The organism is Streptomyces caniferus (assembly GCF_009811555.1).
GTDB lineage: Bacteria > Actinomycetota > Actinomycetes > Streptomycetales > Streptomycetaceae > Streptomyces > Streptomyces caniferus.
In genome coordinates this window covers 1-21,758 of record NZ_BLIN01000005.1, presented here as the reverse complement: position 1 = coordinate 21,758, position 21,758 = coordinate 1, and the positions used below count along the sequence as shown (strand labels likewise).

Genomic DNA, 21,758 nt, shown 5'->3' with positions numbered 1-21,758 from the left:
GGAGGCGAACCATGGAGTCACCTCAGTCACTCAGCCGCACGCCGGTCGGCGTCGTGGTCGACGGCTACTCGGCAGGCAAGTTCCTGCCCGCCGCGTTCCGGCGCCTCGGCGCGGAAGTGCTGCACCTGCAGAGCACACCCGAGTTCCTGTCCACCGTCGCGCCCCCGGACCTGAGCCCGTATCTCGCCAACGTCGTCCATCAGGACCTGGAGCGGACCGCCAAGGAGCTCGCCGAGTATGCCCCCGTGTGCGTGCTACCGGGCCAGGAGACCGGTGTGATGCCGGCCGACCTGATCGCCGAGCGCATGGGGCTGCCGGGAAACGGCTCGGCGCTGTCCCTCGCCCGGCGTGACAAGTACGAGATGATCGAAACCCTCCGACGGGCCGGAATCCACTGCGCCCACCAGCTCAAATCCTCCGACACACAAGAGATCGTGGCGTGGGCGGAACGGGAGACCGGATATCCGGTCGTGGTCAAACCGCTGAGCTCCGCCTCCACCGACGGCGTCTTCATCTGCCGGGACGCGGACGACATCCGCACCGCCGCCGCTGCCGTCCTCGGCACCTACGACATCTTCGAACGCCGCAACACCGAAGTAGTCGTCCAGTCCTGTCTCCAGGGCACCGAGTACATCGTGGACGTGGTGCGCGGCCCCGGCGGCGGACGGCACGTCTGCGGGGTCTGGGAGTACGAGAAGACCGACATCGGCGCCAAGCGGATCTACGACAAGGACATCCTGCTGGCGCCGGACAGCGAGCCGGTGGCCGCACTCGTCGCCTACCTCGACACGGTCCTGGAAGCCCTGGAGATCCGGTTCGGCGCCGCCCACGCGGAAATCATCATGACCCCGCAAGGGCCCGCGCTGGTGGAGATCGGCGCCCGCCTGAACGGCCTCATGGACCCCGGCTTCCACGACGTCTGCATGGACGGCAACCAGGCGGACCTGCTGGCGCTGGCGTGCGTCCGGCCCGACGCATACGCCCGCCGGTTCACCGGGAAGACCATGTACCGCAAGCGGCGCGAGGCCCTCGTCTATCACGGGCAGACCAGCCTCGACGGCGTGGTGGCCGCGATCGACGAACAGGTGCTCGCCGAGATCAGCGCGCTCGACACCGTGCATCTGGCGGTGCCCCGGGCGGCACCCGGCGATCGTCTCCGCCCCACGACCGACCTGCTGTCCAGCCCACTGCGGGTCTTGATGACCGCCGATGACCGCGCCCAGCTGACGGCCGACCACCAGCGGATCCTGGCGCTCAAGGACGCCGTCTTCCGGCTCGCCTGACCCCCGCCACCACAGAAGCGTTCAACCGGCGCCCGCTCCGGGCGCGTTGCGGAAGGAAACCCATGGCCGTTCCGATCCGGGCCGACCTGGCCGGGATACCCGACTACATCATCCCGGGCCAGCCGCCCGGTGCCATCCTGCTGAACTCCAACGAAGGGCCGTTGGCACCCCCGCCGTCCCTCATCGAAGCCATCACCCGAGCCGCGGCCGAAAGCCACCGCTATCCGACGTGGTTCTCCGACGAGCTGGTGTCCCGCCTCGCCGACCGACTCGGCGTACCGGAACAATGGATCACCGTGGGCTGCGGCTCGGTGAGCCTGTGCCAACAGCTCATCCAGGCGTACTGCGCCCCCGGCGACGAAATCGTCTGCGCCTGGCGCTCCTTCGAGGCCTACCCGGTCTTCGCCCGCGTCGCCGGCGTGACGGCACGCACCGTCCCCCTCGACCCGGAACACCGGCACGACCTCGACGCGATGCTCGCCGCGATCACCCCCGCCACCCGGGTCGTCTTCGTCTGCAACCCGAACAACCCCACCGGCACCGTGGTGCGTGCGGACGCCCTGCGACGGTTCCTGGACGAGGTGCCCTCCGACGTCCTGGTCGTCCTGGACGAGGCGTACCGGGAGTTCCTGACGGACCCCGATGTCCCGGACGGCATCCCGCTCGCGCTGGAGCGGGAGAACGTGGCGGTCCTGCGCACCTTCTCCAAGGCGTACGCCCTGGCCGGCGTCCGCATCGGCTACTGCGTGGCGCCGCCGCCGATCGCCGCCGGCACGGCAAAAGTCGGCGTCCCCTTCGCGGTGAGCCGCCTCGCCCAGGCGGCCGGACTCGCCGCCCTGGAGCACGCCGACGAAGTAGGCGCCCGCTGCGAAACGGTGATCCGGGAGCGCGAACGCCTCAGCGCGGCGATGCGGGAGGCCGGTCACGACGTTCCACCGTCACAAGCCAACTTCCTGTGGCTGCCACTGCGGGAGCGTTCCGCGCGCTTCGGCGAACACTGCGCCGAAAGCGGCATCATGGTCCGCGTCTTCGGGAAGGACGGTGTGCGTGTCACAGTGGGACTGCCCGAAGAGAACGACGCCTTTTTGCGCGCGGCCCAGAGTTTTGCTCACGCTGTCTCGTGAGGCCGGCCATCTCGTGAGGCGAGCGACCTCATGAGCAATGGAGCACTGGAAAGCCCCCTTCGACCTGGGAGAATCACATGCCGCACATCACCGTTGACTACGACGCGCCCTTGGACGGCTTCTTCGACCGCCGCCGCTTCGCACTCGAACTTCACACCCTGGCCGCCAAGACGGTCGACGGCATCACCGTCGAAAGCTGCAAGACACGCTTCCGGCGCGTCGACGAAGTCGTCATCGCCGACGGCGAGCCCGGACAGGCCCTGATCCACATCGATTTCGCGATCCTGCCGGGCCGCACGACGGAGACCAAGGCCACGCTGAGCCAAGCCGTACTCGACCTGGTGCGCAGTCACACGTCCGCAGTGCCTGACACGGTCGTCCACGCCTCCGTGGACGTGTCCGACCTCAGCGGCGCCTACCGCAAGCATGTGCAATGATCCGCCGGTGAGGGACGGGTATCCGGCGATCTAGCCATACGACCACGGGACGCTCGACGCCGGTGACGACAACCTCGTGCACCGGGAGGTCCGCGTCGAGCCGGCGGATGCGGCCGTCCTGCGCAATGCCCTGGAGGACAACAACCCCACGCGCGCCTCGCTCGGCGCCCTGCTCGCCTTCCACGCCCTGCAGGCGGCCGACCTCCGCCACCTGCTGCTCACCGCGTCCGCGACGGCCGCACCCGCCTCGACCAACGAACCATTCCGCTCGCAGAGCCGGCCCGCTGGAACAGCCGGCGGGCGGGCGGTGCGGTCGTCAGCGTGCAGGTGCTCATGGCACCGGCGGACACGCCGCCCAGGGTGATCCGGCCGGGGTCGCCGCCGAAGCGGGCGATAGTGGCGCGTACCCAGCGCAGCGCGGCGAGCGGGTCCTGGGGACCGAAGTTGCCCTGGGGCCGGAGCGGGGTGGGCGTCTCGGTGTTGGGAGGGTGTGTCCAGTGTGGGTCTTGGGTGACTGCTTTCGTGCTGGGCGGTTTTGGTTTGGGTGAGGAGGTCGAGCGAGGGCACGAGGGCGAGCGCACGCCGTTGCTGGCTTCGGCTACCGCAGCCACATCCTCCATCAGGTCCGGGTCCTGTATGTCTGCCTGCACCGGTGCATCACGAACGCCTGGCACCCTGATGTGCCGGCTGCCCGGCGCTGTGAGCGAGTCCGCGTCCGCGGTGTGAGGGGCTTGCGCGGGGGCGGACGGCCGGCGAAAGTCGCGTGACCCTGTCAAAGGTGCCGGCGACACTGACGCCATGACCGTTGATCGTGAGGCACTTCAGGCCGGCTGGAGCCGCACGCGGGGCCGGCTCGACGTCGCACGGGAATACGTGACGGGTGTGCCGGACGTCGGCTTCTCAGCGGTGGTGGAGTTTCTGCAGCACAACGGGCTTGGGCTCGCTTTCGACTGTCTGGTCGATCTCGGTGGTGGCCTCGGCCTGCCGCTCTCGTTCTGGCATCTGGGGAAGCGGGAGGCGCTCTGCCGGCAGCGGATGGCCGAGATCAGTCCGCCGGGCTGCTCCTCGGGCTGGGGCGGGGTGCTGAGGGGGCGGCCATAGGCGGCGGCGCGCTCGCGCAGGGTGTGGCTGTGGGCTTCCCAGCCGTGCCCGGCCAGCCAGCCCACCGGGTCGTCGGGCGTCGCCGAGACCCACATGGAGGCCGCCGATCCCGGCTCGGCGTCCGTGCCGAAGCGCTCGATCACGCCGCGCGAGCCCAATGTCAGGCCCATCCGACTGCCTGCCGCCGACTGTGTGCTGATTCGGGCCAGCAGGAGTTCCACCGCGTCCTCGGGCAGGTAGATCAGTAGTCCTTCGGCGATCCACGCGGTCGGCATGGCCGGGTCGTGCCCTGCGGCGGCCAGCGCGCCTGGCCAGTCCTCACGCAGATCCACCGCGACGGTGATCCGCTCGCAGCGCGCGACGGCCCCCTCCTGGCGCAGCACCGAAGCCTTGAAGTCCAGTGGGGCGGCGGTGTCGACCTCGAACAGCCGGGTGCCCTCGGGCCAGTCCATCCGGAAGGCCCGGCTGTCCATGCCGGCGCCGAGCAGCACGATCTGCCGGACCCCGGACGCGGAGGCCTGCCGCAACAGGTCGTCGAGGAACTTCGTCCTGATGACGATGGAGAAGGACACGGCCAGCCTGCGGCGTCGCGCGGCCTCGTCATCGGGCAGCGGCGGCGAGGAGGGCCACAGGCCGCCGGCGGCGGCGAAGGCCTGTGCCAGTGGGTCGCGGAACAGCGCGTTCTCCCGCTCGGTCTCCAGCGCCCGCACTCTGGCCACCCCCACCGCCGTGGCCCACACTCCCGACGGCTGCACCTGCTCCTGCTCATCAGTCACCGCGCCAGCCTAGATGAGTGATTCCAGGGCCCTGATGAGCGGAGCCGGCTTCAGGCGCGGCCAGCCGGTCATGCGCACTGACCGCCTACGACCACTAAAACCACCATTAGGCCAAGATCACACTGTGTACGCGACCACACGAAGTGGACCAGAGCTGAAACTCATCGGCAAACGCTGTTGCTGAACATGAACGAAGCCACGCAACCTACGGGCCAGAGTGCGGAGGCTGTGCAGGTGGGCTCCAGGATCTGCGGAGGGGCAGTGGGCACCCGGGATGCGGCCCCGGCTGGAACCCTTCCGGCCGGGGTTCGGCGCTGTCGGTTCCCCGCTGGGAAGCCGCATCGCTGGGTGCCGGAACCACCGTTCATACCGTGATCGAGCCTGGCATCCGCGGATAGTAGGCTGCTCCGCTCCCCCCCGCAGGGCGGGACCGTGATGTGCCATCCCGGCGTCTTGCACGCCGAGGGAGTGTGGTCAGGCGCTGGATGTGAGCTCTTCGATGCGGGTGGCGAAGTCGGCGTCGGGCAGCGGTAGGTCGACGTCGTCGACGAATCCGAGAGCGTCGGGGACGTAGGCGATGACGGCGTTGGCGGCTGCGGAGACGCCGGCGTTCTCCTTGCGCAGAACATCCAGGATCCGCAGGGCGGCCACCAGATCGCTGCAGTGGGCGAATTCCGGGGTGGCGGGGTCGTGGACTTCGAGTCCGGCCTGGTCGCGCCAGAGTTTGGCTTCTTGGCGCTCGCCGAGGGCCATGTGATGCAGGTACAGGCAGCAGGCGGCCGCGAGGTCTCCGGCGCCGGCGGCGAACTGCCACCAGAACTGAGCGCTGTCGAAGCGGTGGGCCAGCCGTAGTACGCATCCCAGGACGCGGGCTGCTTCAGGCTCGAGGATGCGGCGGGACAGGAAGGTGCTGAGCTTGTGCAGGTCTCGGGCGACGACGGTCTCGCACAGCGTGTTGAGGTGCCGGGTGGGGGCTCGGTGGGGCAGTCCGTCGCGCTCCGCGGCGCGAGCTGCGGCGGTGCGGGCGGGCTCCATCTGGTCGTCGAAGGACAGCGCGCCCTGCCACATGCGTTCGTTGATGCGTGCGGTCAGCCGGGCCTCGGCCGCCGGTGTTCCGGTGTAGGGCCGCCTGGTCAGCCGGGCTTTGGCCAGCGCGCGGTCGAGTTCGTTCGATGTGCTCATTGTTCCTCCTTTTCGAGGCCCAGGGCGCGCTGCAGCCGGTGCCGGGCGTAGCGGGTTATGGACCGGACTCCTGCGGGGGTGACACCGAGGATGTCGGCGGTCTCCTGAGTGCTGTAGCCCAGGCAGTACTGCAGGACGATCACATCATGCTGCCGCTCGGGCAGGGCCTGGATCGCCGTGTAGATGTGCAGGCTCTCCGACAACTCCCCGATCGGGTCGACCGCGTTGCGCAAGGCCGCAGTCTCGAAGGCCGCCTCGTCCACCACGGTGGGGCGGCGGCCTCGCGCCCGGGCGTGGTCGATAGTGCGGTTCTTGACCACCACCCACGCATATGCGTTGGGGTTCTCCTGTTCCAGCACGTCCGTCCACTTGAGGTAGAGCTGCTCGAAGGCCTCGTCCACGGCTTCCTCGGCGTCGGCGAGGTTGGCGAGGTAGAGCTCGGACCAGTGGATGTAGACCCCCCGGAACAGCTCGTGGAAGGCCCGGAAATCAGCAGGCAGCTCAGTCATCGGGAGCGCTTTGAGGCGGCGGGAGCGGGTCACCGCTCACCGCCCGGGCCCGGGCGGCGGATCCGCAGTTCTGACAGGCCCATCAGTACGCCCACTGCTGCGGCGCGGCGCAGTACCGCCAGAGCGTCCCTACCGAAGACACGCACGGCCACTGCGGCCGTCAGTAGGTCGCCAACGAGATGAAGCTTCACGGACTCGGGAATCCCCTCCGGTGGTGAGAGAGGCGTCACCCCCAACGCCTCAGAGGAGCCTTGTTGTTCCTCTGCCCCTATAGCGTTTGCCGGGCCCGGATCGTGCAACGACTAGGACTTGTCCGGGCGATCTTGGATACCGAGGGGCAGGTCCCGCTGACGGACACCTAGGATCCGTGCATGATCGCTGGTCTTCAATGTGTAGTGCTGGACTGCTCGGATCCGGCGGGACTCGCCGAGTTCTACCAATCGTTGCTCGGCGGGACCGTCAATCAGCAGGATCGGCGGTGGGCAGTCGGCGACGACTGGGCGACGTTGCACACGTCCTCCGGTCTCGTGTTCGCCTTCCAACGGTCAGTGGACTATCGGCCGCCTCTGTGGTCGGATCCCGCCCGTCCCCAGCAGTTCCACATGGACTTCGGCGTTGCGGACCTGGACCAAGCCCAAGAACAGGTGCTGGCCATGGGTGCGACCGTATTGGACGACGGTCCCGAGAGACGGAGCTGGCGTATCTATGCCGATCCCGCAGGGCATCCGTTCTGCCTGGTCCGTCACTGAGGACAGGTCACGGTCCAGTTGCGCAACCGCGAGATCATGTGCGGAGCCAGATGGTGAGGGCTGCTGCGGTGGCCGTGCCGAGGTAGACGTAGCCGCGCTTGTCGTATCGGGTGGCGACGGCTCGGGCGTTCTTGAGCCGGTTGATGGCCCGTTCGATGGTGTTGCGTTTCTTGTACCGCTCTTCGTCGAAGCCCGGTGGCAGTCCGCCGCGTGAGCCTTTGCGCAGGCGGGCGGCCTGGCTGTCGGTCTTCTCCGGGATGGTGTGCCGGATGCCGCGTTGCCGCAGGTACTCGCGGCAGGGCCTGTTGCTGTAGGCCTTGTCCGCGGCGAGACTCTCCGGCTTCTTTCGGGGCCTGCCCGGCCCAATCCGCGGGACGCGAATCTTCTCCAACACAGCCTTGAACTGGGTGCAGTCCGCCCGCTGGCCTGGTGTGACAACCAGGGACAGCGGGCGGCAGCGGCCGTCCGCGCTCAGGTGGAGCTTGGTGGTGAACCCGCCGCGCGAGCGGCCCAGGCCCTCGCCTCCAGCACCACCTCCGCCAGGCGGGCAACGAGGCTTTGCCACGGCGTCTCGTCCTGGTGTTCTGCCCGTGGGTCCCCCTTTGACGCGGGCGCCGGCGCCGACGCCGGCGGCATGCTGATGCGCCCGCACGATGGTGGAGTCAACCGAGATGTCCCAGTCGATCTCACCCGCCGCGTCGGCCTCGGCCTGGACCTGCTGGAGCAAGCGTTCCCAGGTGCCGTCGCCCGACCACAGCCGGTGCCGTTCATAGACGGTCTTCCACGGACCGAACCGTTCGGGCAGGTCGCGCCACTGCACGCCGGTCCGGACCCGGTGCAGAATCCCGTCAATTACCTGCCGGTGATCCCGCCACCTGCTACAACGCCCGTTGCTGACCGGCAGGAACGGTCGCAGCCGTTCCCACTCGGCATCACTCAGATCACCCCGCCCCATGTCCACATCAACGACCCGGACACCGAGTAGTCACATGATCGGCCGGACAAGCCCTAGTCGTGTCCTGTGGCATTGAAGTTGTCGGATTCTCGCTCGTTCTCCTCTTTTCGTTCGTGCTGGCGGATTCTCATTGCGGTGCGCCCTGAGCTGGGGCGTTTGCCTCGCTCGTGGGGTTTGATCTCATGCCCTCCGCGCCTCATGGCCACGCCCATGAGGTCGGCAGACCACACCTGATGCGCATGGCAGCGGCGCGGAGAACTAAGATCGCTTACTCATCTGCAAGGGGGAAGCATGCGCAAGATCATCAGTGGGACGGCTCTGGTCCTGACCGCGGCTCTACTGACCGGTTGCGGCAGCGACGGCGGCCCGCCGACGGCCGACAAGTCTGCGAACGCGAGCGTGAAGCCGAAGCCGGACAGCGGGAGCGGTGAGGTCAAGCACGAGGTCACCCTCGAAGTTCTTGGCCACGGCACATCGCAGGTTTACTACAACCTCAACACCAACAAGTTTGAGAAGGTGAAGCTTCCCTGGAAGAAGACCTCGACCGTCACCTTGGCGACCGACGCTGAGAAGAGGATCGGCACAACGGTCTCCGTCGTCCCCGGCTCCGTGTACAACGCCGATGGCACACTGCGCGCGGCGGCCTGCGTCATCACAGTCGACGGGAAGAAGGTCGCGGACAACAAGGGTGGCAAGTCCGACAAAATGTGCAAGTACGACCTGAAGTGAGGATCAGCGCTACGCGGATGCCCCAAGCGGCGGCACGGCGAACGCGAATTCCGTGGAGTCCATGTTGTTTGCGAACACCATGGGCCAGCGTTCTCAAACGACATGGCACCTCAGCAAGTCAGCAGCCCACTGGCTGACAGATGAACTTCGACAGGACAAGTCGCGTTGGATGCCACCGGGCCTGCCACCAACGGCCGATGACCACCGCTTCGGGTACGACCGAGCGCCAGTGAGTCCTTTGGGCGGCTTGCGGACCCCGAGGTGTGGGTCCGAATGCTGTGGACTGTACGGCCGAATCGGTGGCATCGTCAGCGATCGTGACGGAGCATGGTTTCCTGGCGTTGGCGCCGCAATACACCACGACATCCGAGCTGCTCTCGACGTCGGCGCATCGGCGGGGGATGGATGTAGAAGTCCTTCCCGCCCATGGCGGTGCGGGCACCGCCATGGGGAGGTGTGGGGGCCACTACTACGGCGGCCCAGCTTTCGCGGCACGCGTCGTGGATGCCCTTGAGGTCGCGCTCTTGGAGCCATCTGACGACTGGCTGGCCACATTGCCCTACGAGTACACCGGACGGCGCATCGCCATGGCGACCCTGGGCGAGGCGCGCTGTTTGTCCCGACCGGCGTTCGTCAAGCCGCCGAGTGACAAGAGCTTCCCGGCCGCCGTTTACGCCAGCGGTAGTTGCCTCCCGACAGGGCCGGAGCTGTCACTGGACGTGCCAGTACAGATCAGCGACGTGGTGACCTGGGCAGCGGAGTTTCGTCTGTACCTCCTGGACGGCGAGGTCCGCACGGGTTCGCAGTACGCCACCTTCGGCCGTCTCGACGCCGAGCGGTTGGACGGGCACCGCTATGAAGACGCTGTCCTGGAGTTCGCGGACGATCTCCTGGCCACGCGCGGCGGTGGCCTGCCCAGCGCGGTGGTGGTGGACATCGGGCTCCTGGCCACACCTGAGCACGGCGCTCCGGACCAGTGGGCGGTGGTCGAGGCGAACATGGCGTGGTTCAGCAACAGCTATGCCGCGGATCCTGACCGGGTCCTGGACGTCGTCCTGCGCTCAGCTGGCCCGCGGGCACAGATGGCGGAGCGAGACCGCCGGTTCTGCCAGAACATCGAGGACGCTCACCTCGCCGGCTGAAATGGAGGCGTGATCAGTGCCAACAACCGTGCTGACCCGACGATTGGTGCCCAGTGCCGTACCGATCTGGAGACAACTACTGCGCTCCACCTACGCAAATCCCGCAGGTCAGTACCGATCTTGGTGACAGCTATCGCGCTTCGGCACAGCTTGCTTCTGCAGCGAGTGGGCGCTCTATGCCTTCTCAGCGTTTACGCGACCGCTCACCACTCAGCGATGATGAGGACGGCTCGCCCGCTCAACGCAAAGCACGGCGGTGTTCAGTAACGGAAGTTCGCCTTGTCTCCGCGGATCTGAATCATGACGGGGGTGATGGTTTCGTCGCCATCTTGTGGATGGAGTCGAAGGGGAAGGTTGCGGATGGCGGCGATAGCCTCGATCATCCGTCCCTGGTCTCCGCTGTCGACGGCCTCGGCTTGCGCTTCGAAGAGTTCCCTCACTTGTTGCCACCCCTCGCCTGGGGTGAAGTGGCACCTGAACCAGGGCTGGTCAATGTCGATGAGGGAGAGGGTGCCGAGGGTGATGTCCCCACTCTTCAGCTCCCATGACCGTGACGCCACGTCCGTACCTTTCATGTGATAATCCCTTTTTGCTCGTCGGCTGTGGCCCTCGGCCAGCAGCGCGTGCACGATTGTGTGCTTCTCACGGGTGCGGTCGGCGAACCGGTTTCCCGTGGGCCACGGTGATGTCGACAGTTTGTCGGCCGCCTGGGGAGCCTTGGAGGGCTCCCGGGGTGGCACGGTGAACGGTGCCCGCAGGCAGGCCCGATGCCGCGATACGCATCGCTCTGTGGACTCGCCGAGGTTGCGCCAGAGGTGGAATCGGTCGGCGACCTGGAGGGCGGTCGGCGCCCCGGTCCTGGCGCCTTCGGCGGAGAACGGCGCCCGGTCGCGGCAGATTACCTCGATCCCAGGACGTTCGCTGAGCCCAGCCGCGAGCGTCGCCGACTCTCGGTCCGGCAGTAAATCCACGGGCCGGCCGGTCTCGATATCGACCAGCACGGTCCCGTAGACCCGGCTCTTACGCATTGCGTATTCGTCGACGCCAACCACCCGTGGAATCCGTGGCTGCGGGTCCGGAAGGGCCTCAACCAGTCGCAGTACCGTGCTGCGGCTGACCGAGATCCCGAAAACGTTTCGCGATGCGGCTGCTAGCCCGTCCGGCGAGAGCCTGACGGTCTGCACCGAGCGTCCGCGGATCCGCAGGACCTCCGCCAAGCGCGCCGCCAGCCCTTCCGGATGGGCGGTCGGCGCCCCGTCGATCGCGACGCGCAGCCACGGACCGCCGTCCGCCGCCGTCAGCTTTCCGATCCGGTCAGCGCGCGCATCGGTCAGCCGCTCCCAGGAGGTCGCTTCCAGCCGCACCCCTCCATCATGCCCGGGCACTGCCGTACGGTGCCGGGTGGGCGCCCGTGGCCGAGCGGCGTCAGCTCCTCGGGTAGCGCCCGGGGGCGAAGAACGACTCGTTGTACGGCTGGTGGGTGAGGGGGTGGAACGCCGCCGAGAAGTCGTCGGCCAGCTCGGTGATCGTGCCACGGCCCTCGACGGCGGTGAGCCAGGACGGGGGGAGGGCGAGGTCGCCGTGGTGGGCGCCGAGGAGGTTGCCGCAGATGGATCCCGTGGAGTCGCTGTCACCGGAGTGGTTGACGGAGAGCAGGAAGGCTGACTCAACGCGCGTGCGCCGGGGTGCCGGGTCGGCGGGGCGGGCGAGGGCACAGTAGACGGCGATGGCCAGGGCCTCCTCGGCGATCCAGCCTCCGCCGAGGGTTTCGACCTTCTCGGGGGTCGCTGTGCCGTCGGCAGCCAGGTCGACCGCCTTGCGGAGGGCGGCCGTCGTCTCCTCGTGGCCGGGATAGCGGGCGAGGAGTTCCATCGAGCGCAGCACGGCGCCTTCGAGGGAGTCGCCGTCCAGTAGGTGTCCGATCATGGCGGCGAAGGCACCGGCCGCGTAGTAGCCGGTGGGATGGCCATGGGTGATCTGGGCGCAGCGGGCGGCGAATTCGAAGGCTCGGCGAACGGGCATGCCGGTGAGGCCGAAGGGAGCCGAGCGCATGACCGTGCCGCAGCCCTTGGAGTCGGGGTTGACCGGCCCCGGCGCTCCGAGCTCGCCGAGCGTGTCGGGGATGTGCTCGTAGCGGAGGCCGGAGACGCAGGCGTTGCCGGGGGCACGACGGGCGTAGAGCCAGGTCTGCTGGCGCAGCCAGCCGGTGCGGTGGTGGGCGAGTTCGGCCGGTGGCGGGGGCGCGGGGTGGTTCTGGGTGTCGAGCCAGCGCAGATAGGCGTTCCGCACGAGGACGGGCCCGGCGGAGCTGATGCCGTTGTCGGTGGCGGGGCCGTAGCGGGCGTAGGCGCGGATGAGGCCTTCCGCGGTGAAGAGGGTCATCTGGGTGTCATCGGAGACCTGGCCGAGGACGACGCCGCCGACCGGCAGGAAGCCGGTGACCCCGGACGGCCCGTAGCCGTTGCGGATCGAGGCCAGCGGCTGGAACTCGATCGGGTATCCCAGGGCGTCGCCTATCGCCCCGCCCAGAAGACAGCCACGGACACGGGCACGGCGGGCGACGATGTCGCCCCACGACTGACTGTTCAAGCCGGTTCCCTCACTTGATGGTTGTGCTCATGGTCATTGCGTCGATCGGTCGCGTGGTCGGAGCCTTCCGGCTCAGAAGATCCAGGCCAGGTAGAGGCTGAGCGCCGCACCACCGGCGCCGCCCAGGACCAGCCGCTTCATCCAGGCACTCGCGCGGGTTCCGGCGATCAACCGGCCCACGGCCACGGCCTGTCCCCTGCTCGGCATGATGCCGGTCGCGGCGAACGGGATCCCCAGCGCGGCGACGATCCAGCCGAGGAAGAACGGCGCGCACCAGCGCCAGATCTCGCCGAAGCCGGTGGCGAGGTAGCCGCTCACGGTCTGCTGGACGGGGATGCGGTCGCCCCGTTCGCGGTCTGCCGTGATGGTCGCCTCGTGATCGACGGTCGTTCCGTCGTCTGCGCGGAAGGTGCCGGCGCACACCGTCTTGTCGCTGTGGTGACGGCTTCCGTGGTCGATCCAGCAGCGCTCGACCGTGAGCGTGCCGTGACGACCGACGAGGCCCGCTGCGTGCGTCGAGTTGTACAGCGAGAAGCCGGCGCAGAGGAGCGCCAGAAAGAAGAAGAGGCCGCCGAAGAGACGCCCTTTCACACTCGGCGCGGGCATCGAGACGAACGGATCCGGCGTCCCCAGTCCTGGCTCCAGCATGGCGCTACCACCCCCTCCACTCCGGCTGCTCCCGTGATCGCTCACCTTACTCAGCCGGTGCGTCGGCCCCACTGTCAGTGCCATGCCCTAGGTCAGGATTCGCCGAAGAAGTACTGCGCGCCTATGCCTTCGCGTGTGCGATGTGCGGGTACGACGGGACACTGGGACGGAACCCGGTCGGGACGAACCGCCCTATCTCCCCCGCCGCCAGCCGGAGTTCATGCCCGCGCAAGCCGAATCGAAGGATCACGTTCGGTAAGCGGATAGCGTCTCAGGGTCAGCCGAAAGGGCTCACCGCCACCTGGAAGCCGCAATGTCGAGGCATGCCGCGCTCCCCTCGTCGATCTCGATGTCGAGATTAATCATGCGACCCGCCACCTCCGCGGCGTTCATCCAGCGGCAATGCTCCCCGCCCTGCGGTGCGTGGCGCGCTCCGGTGTACATCAGCAAGAATGGGCGCTCTCCGGGGCCGCGCTCCCTGAGGCGCGGCGTACTGCCGTCGTCCTCCACGGGGACCAGGACCTGAGCGGAGCGCAGCTCCTTCAGAAGTTCGTCCTCCGTAATGCGGCCGAGCAGCCTGAGCTGGACGGCCCGCTCCACCGTGTTCTCTGCCCGAAGCATTCCGACCGCCGTCGGGGTGGGGCGGTAGTGCCGGTTACGGACGAAGTCGCCGAACCCGCCGTCCTGGTCGATCTGCCAGTCCCCGACGATCCCTTCGAGGGGGACGCCGCTGAAGAGTGGGTACTCCGGATCGACGGCGATCATCCGCTTGCCCGGAGCGAGGACAGTCGACTTCCGCATGTCGTCGGTGATCTTCGGTACGAGCAGCCTTTGCCGTCCGTCCGATTCGACAATCCGCCTCGAATAGGAGTGAGTGCGCAGATACGGCGGCTCCTTGACCTCCGGGAACGACTTGATCCGGGTCCGGAGCGCCTCCAGAGTCTCCATCTCTCCTCCGGACCTGCGCGACACTCGGCCCGGGAAAGGCATACCTCCCACCTGGGAGTCCAACAGCCAGGTCAGCGCCTGCTCTGGCGTCAAACCGCGTGCCTTCGCCTCCCGCATGCGCTCGATCCAGAAGTCCCGCGCGTTGATGGCGCGATACCCCAGCTCTGGGCTCGGGATGGAACCGGCGTTGTCAGAGCCGTCCGCCGCCATCCACAGATAACCGATGGCGCCCGCGGGATCGCAGTACGCGATGTACCGAACGGGTCCGGCTGGACTCCTGCCGGGCGTCGTACTCGCCCCGGGCATCGTTCACCCGACGTACTTCGCCGCCAACAAGGGGCGCCGAGCATGGCAAAGCTCCCTGTGGCGTATGACGGAAACAGGCTGGCGCATGTACTTTCACCAGGGCACTTTGGCGAGCTGAGCGGGATGCTGCCCTGGCAAGAGCCACCGTGCCTCCCAAACTCAGGTTCTGGCTCAACTTCTGTGGTGACGCTTCAACGCTCGGTGAATCAGGTCGGCGAACACGGGGAACCGCCAGCTCAGAGCGCTGGTCCGGCGCGACCACGAATGCGCACAGCACAGCTCCACAAAAGTTGAGCCAGAACCCAAACTCATCAACATCACCCGACCGTGGATCGGGGGGCCTCCCAAGCTGATCGACAAGTGCCGTCGCTACTGCTCGATAAAGCCAGTCAAGCGCGCTTCAGCAGCCGAATCTTCATCCACGTTTTCATCAGAGCCCGGTTTCCGGCCAGCCGGTTCGCGAAGGGGGATTTACGTGAATTAGCAGGTGCCCGCACCACCTGACGTCGCGGTCAGCGCGGCTTGACGGGCAACACCTCGTGCACCCAGGCAGGCAGCTCAGGGTCTTCGCGCCAGGACGCAGTGATCGTGATGAGGGCTTCCCATGTGAGTGGGCGTGTTGGTGGCATTGGGTGGGTGTCAGCAGGACGGGATGCTGGGTGCCTGGTCATGGGGATATTTGCGGCCCGGTCTGCTGTCATGAGGTGACCAAGCGGCTGCTGTTTTCCGGTCAGTGTGGGTAGGTCGGCTGTCGTGGAGGTGGCTGTTCCTGTGGTTTGAAGGACAACCGCAGGGACGCCCGCGAGACTCGGACGCGGCAGTGGACTGACGAAGGAGCTCCGGTGAGGACACCTGACGGGCTGGATGAGTTTCGTTGGCGGTGGATGCTTCTTCGCCGTCCGGGACCGAGTGGTTTTTTCTGCTGCACGCCGCGACGCGGCCTGCTGGTTTTCAGGATATTCGCGTCTACGGCCATGACGGGATATCCGATGCGCGGCTCGTGTGGAAGGTCTGTCACGAGTGCGAGCGGGGCGTCATCTCGAAAATCTCGCTCTCTCCGGAAGTGCAGCGGCAAGGTCTCGGCACACGCCTCGTCGACAGGGCACTCCTGAACGGTCCCGGCTATCGCTGGACTACCAGCAGCCAGTCCCCGGATGGTCGGGCGTTCTTCCGGGCGATGACGGCACACACCGGCGCCGAGTTCGCGGCAGGAGCCCGAACATGCGAGCACATCCTGGAGAGTCGGCCCGGACGCCACAAGCCAATACTGGACCGACGCCTCCACCGGATACGTCGCTGACTGCCAGTGCCCCATCTCCGACTGGCGAAGAGGCGCTGGGACGCTTTCTTGTCGCAGACGCCGTTTGACCGGTCGGACGTGAGGCGTGCTGAGCCGGGATGGTAGTTGCCACCACTGCTGGCATGCAGGTGTTTCCGTAGATGAGCCAGGGTCAATACAGGGAGATGTCAGCGGGGTGGGGTGCTGACAGCGGTCCACGGGGCCGGGTCGTGGAACTGGTTGCTGTCATGGGGTGACCGGGTGGCTGTCACGGTGTGGTGAGCAGGTCGCGGTCCAGCTGTGTTGGGTTTGCCTGTTTCTGTACGGGTGGGTGACCGGGGCGGGTGGGGTTGGCCGTGTGACGGTTTTACAGACCCCGGTGGGGGAGGCGGTGCAGGGTCCGGCTGGTTCGGCGGACGCCGGGCGGGTGGAGCGGGCGGTGGTGGTGCGGCGGCTGCTGGCGGTGGACCGGGGTGAGGGCGGTCTGTCGTCGTTGCACGTGCGGATCGCGGCCGGGTTGGCGGGGGTAACGGAGCGGACGGTGTGGCGGTGGCTGGCCGAGGGACGCGAGGGGCGGGTGGAGGCGCGGCCGCGGCAGGGCGGGTTCGTGGTGGGCGACGCCTTGTGGGAGGTGCTCACCCAGGCCGGCGGGAACGTCGCCGAGCTGCGCCGCAGGATGCTCCGGGCGCAGGACGAGGGCGTGCTGGAGCACTGGGAGGCGGAGTTTGTGCCGTCTTTGGCGACGCTGCACCGTGCGGTGAAGGACGAGCTGCGGGCGGGCCGGGTGCTTCAGGTCGCCCGCGCGGCGTCGGGCCGGGTGGAGCCGAGCCGGTACGACCGGGCACCGGCCGAACTCGGCTTCGTAGATGGTGCGAACGGTCCGCCGGTCGTGGACGGCCCGGACGCCATGCCGTCCGGTACGGGTGGTGAGGAACGGCCCGGCGCGGTGAAGACCGCTTCGCGTACCCGGGTGTCCGGTGGGGTGCGCCTGTACGCGCCGGGGGCGCGGTCGGTGTCCACGCGGCAGGTGGCCGGGGTGGTGGAGGCGGTGGGGCACACGGTCGCCGCGCGGGGGATCGGCTGCGTGTACGGGGACACGGGGCTGGGGAAGACGGTCGCGGTCGAGCAGGCTCTGCATCTGCTGCCCGGTCGGGTGCCGGTGTGGCGGGCGGTGGTGGGGGTCAGGCCCGGCCTGCCGCAGGTGCGGGCCGCGTTGTGCGAGGCACTGAGGCTGCCGTCGGGGTCCCTGACCCACCGTGCCGGACCGGCCGACCAGGCACTGGCGGAGGCGCTGGCCGAGCCGGGTGTGCTGTTCCTCGACAACGCGCAGCGTCTGTCACCGCCGGTGCTGGACTACCTGCGGCAGCTGTGGGACTCGCCGGGCTGTGCGGCCGCCTTGGTCTTGTGCGGGGCGGGCAGTGAGCGGGCGCTGGCCCGGGCAGCGGCGATGCGTTCCCGGGTCCTGACCTGGCACCAGGTCAGCCGCCTCGACACGGAGGACGTGCCGCAGACGCTGGGTCTGTTCCACCCGGTGTGGGAGGACGCGGACCCGGTCGACCTGGGGCGGGCGGATGAGCAGACCGCCCGCGGCAACTTCCGTACCTGGGCGAAGATCACCTCGCATGTCTGCGCAGCCCGGGGCCGTGACCCCGGTGCGGTGTGGGGCGGGAGGCGATCGACCAGGCCTGCGCCCGGCTCGGCCCGTACCCATGACGGCCCTCTCACGTGCCCGGGGCACACCGGTTCCGACGGCAGAGAGCCTCATCCCGTTCGGCGAGGAGGGAAACAGCGCGATGACGGACAACGGACCGCAGGACACCAACGGTGGCCACGACGTTGACGCGGGAGGGCAGTGGCTGCCACCGCCGGGGAATCCGGCCGGTGTGCTCGGGAAGCAGTCGCTGGTTGCACTGCGGGCGCCCGCAGTGCGTCGCCTGCTGGCGCTGCGGGCCCGGGGCGGTCTTTCGCGGCAGCACGTGCGGCTGGCGAGGGAGTGCCTGGGGGCATCGGAGCGCACTGTGTGGCGGTGGCTGGCCGAGGCATCCCAGAGCCCGGCGGCGGCTGCGCATCCCGGAGCCCGCCGCACCGGCCGGTTCGAGATCACCGCGGAGATCCGGGTGCTGCTGGCGTACTGGCATGGCAACGCTTCCGCAGTCCACCGCCAGCTCATGGAGCGCGCCGCAGCCGAGGCCGGAGGTGTACGCGCGCAAACGTCCGGCACTGCCGCGCCCGTCCCGCCGGACATCGTGGCTGTTCCGGGTGGGGCAGCCCTGTCGCAGGTGCCGCTGCTGGATCCGCTCCCGTCCCTGTCGACGTTCCTGCGCGCTGCGCCGTGACCTGACGGCGGGGAGCGCGCCGGTCTCGCCACCGGACCGGAGGCAGCACGCGCCCATGACGTGTTCGGCAACCGGCCGGCGTCATGGCGCAACTACGCCTGGGAGACCGACCACGTCCAGGCCCCGCTGCTGGTCGACGCCGACGGCGACCTGGTGCGCCCGTGGATCACCTGGTTCATCGACACCGCCACCAAGGTCATCACCGGTACCGCTGTCACCCCGGGCCATCCCTCCCGCGCGTCGGTACTGGCCGCCTTGCGCGCCGCAGTGGTGCGGGATGAGCCCTACGGCCCGGCCGGGGGAGTGCCGGAGCTGGTGAGGGTGGACCGGGGCAAGGACTTCCTGTCGGCCGCCGTTACCACCGCGCTCGGCGCGATGGGCGTGACGGTCAAGGATCTGCCCGCTTACAGCCCGCACCTGAAGGGCACGGTGGAGAGCCTCAACCGGGCTGCGGACCGGATGCTGTTCGCCGCCCTGCCCGGCTACACCGCCGGGCCCACCGGGCCCCGCTCGGAGCGGCGCGGACGTACCGCAGGGGCGGTGTCCGCCCTGTCGTTCCAGGACTTCACCGCGGAGGTCCTGGCGTGGATGAACTGGTGGAACACTGCGCATCGCCCGAAAGCCCTGTCGGGCCGCACGCCACTGGAGGCGTGGCAGGCCGATCCGACCCCTGTCACCGACATCCCCGCCGCCGACCTGTGGGCCTTTACCCTCAAGGACGACGGCCGGCCCCGAAAGCTGACCAGCCACGGCGTGAGCTGGCGCGGCCGCACCTACACCGCCGCGTGGATGACCGGCCAGGCCGGCCGCAAGGTCCGCGTGCGCTACATGCCGCACCACGACCACGAGATCGAGGTCTGCGACGCCCGAAGCCGCCACCTCGGCCCGGCGCACCTCGCGGACGCGGCCACCCCCGAGCAACTGCAGGCGCTGCGCGAGGCACGTGCGGAGCGCGCCCGGCGCCTGCGCGCCGACGCGAAGGCCGCCGAACGCCTGCGCCGCCAGCGATTCGCCCCCACCACCAGCGCGGAGCCCGCCCAGCGGCTGGGAGCCGTCACGGCCGCCCAGGCCGACCGTGAACTCGCCGCCGCCGACTACACCGACGTCGCACGGCTGGCACTGCCCGACCTGATCCCGCCCGCCCCGCCTCCAGCGCACTGGCGCACCCCGCCCGCCCTCGCTGCCGGCACCGCGTCACCTCCACCCGTCCCCGCTCCAGCCGAGCCAGCGGACACCCTGCCGGAGCCCGGCACCCACCCCGCAGGAGACGCCTCGTGACCGCGGCCACTTACCAGTACGTCGACCTGCCCGATGCGTCCGTGGTCACCACCCGGGCCCTGCTCACCGCCCGGGAGAACATCGCCGACACCGTCGCCGCGCGCGCCATGATGTGCATCCACGGTGGCGCCGGCTTTGGCAAGACTCTCGCGGTCAACACGTGCCTGCACGAACTCGAACCCGTAGAGGACGTCCGACGGGTCACCTTCCGGGCCCGTCCCACGGCCCGCGCGGTGCGCTACGAGCTGTTCACCGCTCTCGATCTGGCCGGTGAACCGCCGCGCCACCCCAGCGAGTTCGACCGGCTGCTGAAGACGGCCCTGGCCGAGCGCCCCCGCACGTTCCTCGTGGACGAGGCCCAGTGGCTCAACGGGGAGGCGTTCGAATACTTCCGCTACCTGTGGGACGAACCCGCCACTCAGCTCGCGGTCATCTTCGTCGGCGGGGAGGGCTGCCACACCGTGCTGCGCCGTGAACCGATGCTCTCCTCCCGCATCTTCATCTGGCAGCACTTCACCCGACTTACCCCCAGCGAGGTCCTCGACGTCATCCCTCTGTTCCACCCGGTCTGGGCCGACGCTGATCCTGAGGACATCACCTTCGCCGACAGCCACGCCGCGCACGGCAACTTCCGCGCCTGGGCCCAGCTGACCGCCCACACCCGCACCGCACTGGCCCGCACCGGCCGCGCCCGCGTCGACCAGGAGCTGCTGCGTCGGGCCTTCAGCCGCCTCGCCTGACCACCACACCGCCATGCCCATGCCTCTCGCTGCGCCCCGGCCTATCGCTGTGGTCATCGACCGCCATGACGACGCGATCCACACGCACACCGCCCTGGCCGCCCACCATCCGCCGTCCGGCCGGATCACCCTGCACCCCGGCCCGGGCACCACCAGCGAAACCGGCCTCGCCCACGACCTTCTCGTCGCCCTGGGCAAACCGCCCCTGCTCCCGGGCCGCTTTCCCGGCGGCCGTCAGCCCGCCTGGGAAGCCGCTGCCGCCTGGATGACCGCCCTTCCCATCACCCGGCTGACCGTCCTGCGCGCCCACCGCCTCACCGCCCGCCGCACGATGCGCCTGCTACAGCTACATGCCCTCACCGGTATCCACCTGACCTTGGTCTGCCACCGCCCTCACCTTCCCGCCGCTCTGCACCAGGCCCTGCGGACGGCCGACTACGCCCTCACCGCCGACTTCGAGGCAGCCCGCCGCCACTACTACGGCATGCCTATCACCGAACCCCCGCCGGCAGACGAACCCGCCGGGCCGGCAGACGAACCCGCCGGGCCGGCAGACCGCTGGCTCACCCTGCCCGCACTGGACCGCCTCGTCTCCTACGACAGCCCCAGCCCCTGCGCCGCCCCGTGCACGCCGCCCCCGATCGTCTTCCGGCACCGCCCACCGCCCGCTCCGCTCACCGCGCACATCGCCCAGCAGGTCGCCCACCGGCTGCACGCGGCGACCGCACATCCCCGCCTCGCCGCGGCCGTCGCCGCCGCACTGACCACCGGCGCCTCCCTCCAGCAACCCGCCACCGCACGCCCCGGCGACTACGACGACGCCGCGGCCACGCTCGCCCTGCACGACCGAGCTCGCTACACCGACGGCTGCGCCGCCTACCCCGTACCGCCCTGGGCGGGCGTCTTCCTGCGGGCTGCGGCCTGCTTCGCCCGGCTGGTATCCAGCGAGGAGCAGGAGCTGCTCGCCGCGCCAGGCGACCGTGGGCACCTGCTGCGCGTGGCGGAGACGGCCAGGCTGCGCCCGCCACAGCCGCCCGCGGCCCGCCGCAAAGGCCCGGTCGGCCGTGTGGAGTGGGACTGGCGCGAGCGGCAGGAAGCCGAGAGGTACGAAGCGACGCCGGCCAGCCGCGTCAGGACCTCGCGACGCTGAACCCCTGACGCGGTCGCTCGAAGAATCAGCCTCAGCCGATCGAGAAGTCGGCGAACTCGACGTCGCTGAAAGCGATGTGCAGACCGTGGGCCCGGCGGCCCCCTTCGCGAAAGTAGCCGTGGCCCAGCGCGCGTGCCAGGATCACCGTTTGCTGCTGCTCGCCCGCGCCGGCATCCCAGGCGGCGAACAGCTCCCGGGCGACCTCTCCCGGCAGGTCCTGGGTGATCCACCGCACCCGCGGATCATCCGAAGACCCTGCTGGCGCGGCGAACCCGAATCGCGCCCTGGTATGGAAGACGAAGCCTTCCGCCCTCGGCCTGGGCACGCCGACGGGCTCGTATCCGGGGCTGCCACCGAGCCAGGACCGCTTCCTCGATCGCCCGGACCTGCATCGGACCCGGCGGACGACGTGCTCCTGGCTTCTTCGTCACCCACCGCTGCACGGTGCGCTGCGACACCCCCAGCACGGTGGCCACCCTCTGGGTGGAACCCCGAAG

21 protein-coding genes and 2 pseudogenes are annotated in these 21,758 nt (G+C 69.0%); 13 read left to right on the top strand and 10 right to left on the bottom strand.

What is annotated here, in order from left to right:
* Positions 1-11 precede the first annotated feature (11 nt).
* The 3 genes from Scani_RS16760 to Scani_RS16750 all read left to right on the top strand — a co-directional run bounded on the left by Scani_RS16760 (position 12) and on the right by Scani_RS16750 (position 2,844).
* Positions 12-1,283: an ATP-grasp domain-containing protein gene (locus Scani_RS16760; RefSeq protein WP_159476486.1), complete on the top strand. Its 1,272-nt coding sequence runs from the start codon at positions 12-14 to the stop codon at positions 1,281-1,283.
* Between the two features lie 62 nt (positions 1,284-1,345).
* Positions 1,346-2,407: a histidinol-phosphate transaminase gene (hisC, locus tag Scani_RS16755; protein WP_159476483.1), complete on the top strand. Its 1,062-nt coding sequence runs from the start codon at positions 1,346-1,348 to the stop codon at positions 2,405-2,407.
* A 77-nt stretch (positions 2,408-2,484) separates the two neighbouring features.
* Positions 2,485-2,844, top strand: a complete 360-nt coding sequence (locus tag Scani_RS16750) for a 5-carboxymethyl-2-hydroxymuconate Delta-isomerase (protein WP_159476481.1) — start codon at positions 2,485-2,487, stop codon at positions 2,842-2,844.
* A 218-nt stretch (positions 2,845-3,062) separates the two neighbouring features.
* On the opposite strand, the gene Scani_RS42140 is transcribed toward Scani_RS16750, so the two are convergent.
* From Scani_RS42140 to Scani_RS16730, 4 genes and pseudogenes are all read right to left on the bottom strand, one after another.
* Complete coding sequence (locus tag Scani_RS42140; protein WP_159482170.1) at positions 3,063-3,464, bottom strand: carboxylesterase family protein; 402 nt, start codon at positions 3,462-3,464, stop codon at positions 3,063-3,065.
* Positions 3,465-3,875: 411 nt separating this feature from the next.
* A pseudogene (locus Scani_RS16740) lies at positions 3,876-4,685 on the bottom strand (class I SAM-dependent methyltransferase); the annotation flags it as partial.
* A gap of 510 nt (positions 4,686-5,195) precedes the next feature.
* A complete protein-coding gene (locus Scani_RS16735) occupies positions 5,196-5,903 on the bottom strand; it encodes a hypothetical protein (RefSeq protein ID WP_159476478.1) in 708 nt (235 codons plus the stop codon).
* On the bottom strand, positions 5,900-6,412 hold the full coding sequence (locus Scani_RS16730; protein ID WP_159476476.1) for an RNA polymerase sigma factor: 513 nt from the start codon (positions 6,410-6,412) through the stop codon (positions 5,900-5,902). The genes Scani_RS16735 and Scani_RS16730 overlap by 4 nt, the downstream gene beginning before the upstream one ends.
* 371 nt (positions 6,413-6,783) lie before the next feature.
* Here Scani_RS16730 and Scani_RS16725 point away from each other — a divergent pair, with 371 nt between their 5' ends.
* A complete protein-coding gene (locus tag Scani_RS16725; RefSeq protein WP_159476473.1) occupies positions 6,784-7,161 on the top strand; it encodes a VOC family protein in 378 nt (125 codons plus the stop codon).
* A gap of 34 nt (positions 7,162-7,195) precedes the next feature.
* On the opposite strand, the gene Scani_RS16720 is transcribed toward Scani_RS16725, so the two are convergent.
* On the bottom strand, positions 7,196-8,116 hold the full coding sequence (locus tag Scani_RS16720) for an IS5 family transposase (protein WP_159476471.1): 921 nt from the start codon (positions 8,114-8,116) through the stop codon (positions 7,196-7,198).
* 291 nt (positions 8,117-8,407) lie between these two features.
* Here Scani_RS16720 and Scani_RS16715 point away from each other — a divergent pair, with 291 nt between their 5' ends.
* Together Scani_RS16715 and Scani_RS16710 are read left to right on the top strand one after the other, a co-directional pair.
* A complete protein-coding gene (locus Scani_RS16715; RefSeq protein WP_159476469.1) occupies positions 8,408-8,845 on the top strand; it encodes an LptM family lipoprotein in 438 nt (145 codons plus the stop codon).
* 401 nt (positions 8,846-9,246) lie between these two features.
* The gene (locus Scani_RS16710; protein ID WP_174872811.1) at positions 9,247-9,987 is read left to right on the top strand and encodes an ATP-grasp domain-containing protein; all 741 of its coding nucleotides are present in this window, start codon (positions 9,247-9,249) and stop codon (positions 9,985-9,987) included.
* A gap of 260 nt (positions 9,988-10,247) precedes the next feature.
* On the opposite strand, the gene Scani_RS16705 is transcribed toward Scani_RS16710, so the two are convergent.
* The 3 genes from Scani_RS16705 to Scani_RS16695 all read right to left on the bottom strand — a co-directional run bounded on the left by Scani_RS16705 (position 10,248) and on the right by Scani_RS16695 (position 13,224).
* Positions 10,248-11,351 (bottom strand): transposase, encoded by a 1,104-nt coding sequence (locus Scani_RS16705; RefSeq protein WP_159476466.1) that lies wholly within the window; start codon positions 11,349-11,351, stop codon positions 10,248-10,250.
* A gap of 61 nt (positions 11,352-11,412) precedes the next feature.
* Positions 11,413-12,576 carry an ADP-ribosylglycohydrolase family protein gene (locus Scani_RS16700; protein WP_159476463.1) on the bottom strand — a complete coding sequence of 388 codons (1,164 nt, stop codon included), beginning with the start codon at positions 12,574-12,576 and terminating at the stop codon, positions 11,413-11,415.
* 72 nt (positions 12,577-12,648) lie between these two features.
* A complete protein-coding gene (locus Scani_RS16695) occupies positions 12,649-13,224 on the bottom strand; it encodes a hypothetical protein (RefSeq protein ID WP_159476460.1) in 576 nt (191 codons plus the stop codon).
* An 89-nt stretch (positions 13,225-13,313) separates the two neighbouring features.
* Here Scani_RS16695 and Scani_RS42135 point away from each other — a divergent pair.
* Positions 13,314-13,406, top strand: a pseudogene (locus tag Scani_RS42135) (phosphorothioated DNA-binding restriction endonuclease); the annotation flags it as partial.
* A 109-nt stretch (positions 13,407-13,515) separates the two neighbouring features.
* On the opposite strand, the gene Scani_RS16690 reads toward Scani_RS42135, so the two are convergent.
* The gene (locus tag Scani_RS16690) at positions 13,516-14,172 is read right to left on the bottom strand and encodes a hypothetical protein (protein WP_159476457.1); all 657 of its coding nucleotides are present in this window, start codon (positions 14,170-14,172) and stop codon (positions 13,516-13,518) included.
* Between the two features lie 1,186 nt (positions 14,173-15,358).
* On the opposite strand from Scani_RS16690, the gene Scani_RS16685 reads away from it, so the two are divergent.
* The 6 genes from Scani_RS16685 to Scani_RS16665 all read left to right on the top strand — a co-directional run bounded on the left by Scani_RS16685 (position 15,359) and on the right by Scani_RS16665 (position 21,261).
* Positions 15,359-15,778, top strand: a complete 420-nt coding sequence (locus tag Scani_RS16685; RefSeq protein WP_159471950.1) for an N-acetyltransferase — start codon at positions 15,359-15,361, stop codon at positions 15,776-15,778.
* 337 nt (positions 15,779-16,115) lie between these two features.
* On the top strand, positions 16,116-17,597 hold the full coding sequence (locus Scani_RS16680; RefSeq protein WP_159471947.1) for an AAA family ATPase: 1,482 nt from the start codon (positions 16,116-16,118) through the stop codon (positions 17,595-17,597).
* Positions 17,551-18,093 (top strand): hypothetical protein, encoded by a 543-nt coding sequence (locus Scani_RS42360; protein WP_246295637.1) that lies wholly within the window; start codon positions 17,551-17,553, stop codon positions 18,091-18,093. Before Scani_RS16680 ends, Scani_RS42360 begins: the two co-directional genes overlap by 47 nt.
* Before the next feature lie 60 nt (positions 18,094-18,153).
* The gene (locus tag Scani_RS16675; protein WP_246295636.1) at positions 18,154-19,371 is read left to right on the top strand and encodes a TnsB C-terminal domain-containing protein; all 1,218 of its coding nucleotides are present in this window, start codon (positions 18,154-18,156) and stop codon (positions 19,369-19,371) included.
* Positions 19,368-20,111, top strand: a complete 744-nt coding sequence (locus Scani_RS16670) for an AAA family ATPase (RefSeq protein WP_174872659.1) — start codon at positions 19,368-19,370, stop codon at positions 20,109-20,111. Before Scani_RS16675 ends, Scani_RS16670 begins: the two co-directional genes overlap by 4 nt.
* A 19-nt stretch (positions 20,112-20,130) precedes the next feature.
* A complete protein-coding gene (locus Scani_RS16665) occupies positions 20,131-21,261 on the top strand; it encodes a hypothetical protein (protein ID WP_246295935.1) in 1,131 nt (376 codons plus the stop codon).
* A gap of 31 nt (positions 21,262-21,292) precedes the next feature.
* On the opposite strand, the gene tpg is transcribed toward Scani_RS16665, so the two are convergent.
* Entirely contained in the window at positions 21,293-21,586 is a 294-nt protein-coding gene (tpg, locus tag Scani_RS16660) for a telomere-protecting terminal protein Tpg (protein ID WP_443098671.1), read from the bottom strand.
* Positions 21,587-21,758 lie beyond the last annotated feature (172 nt).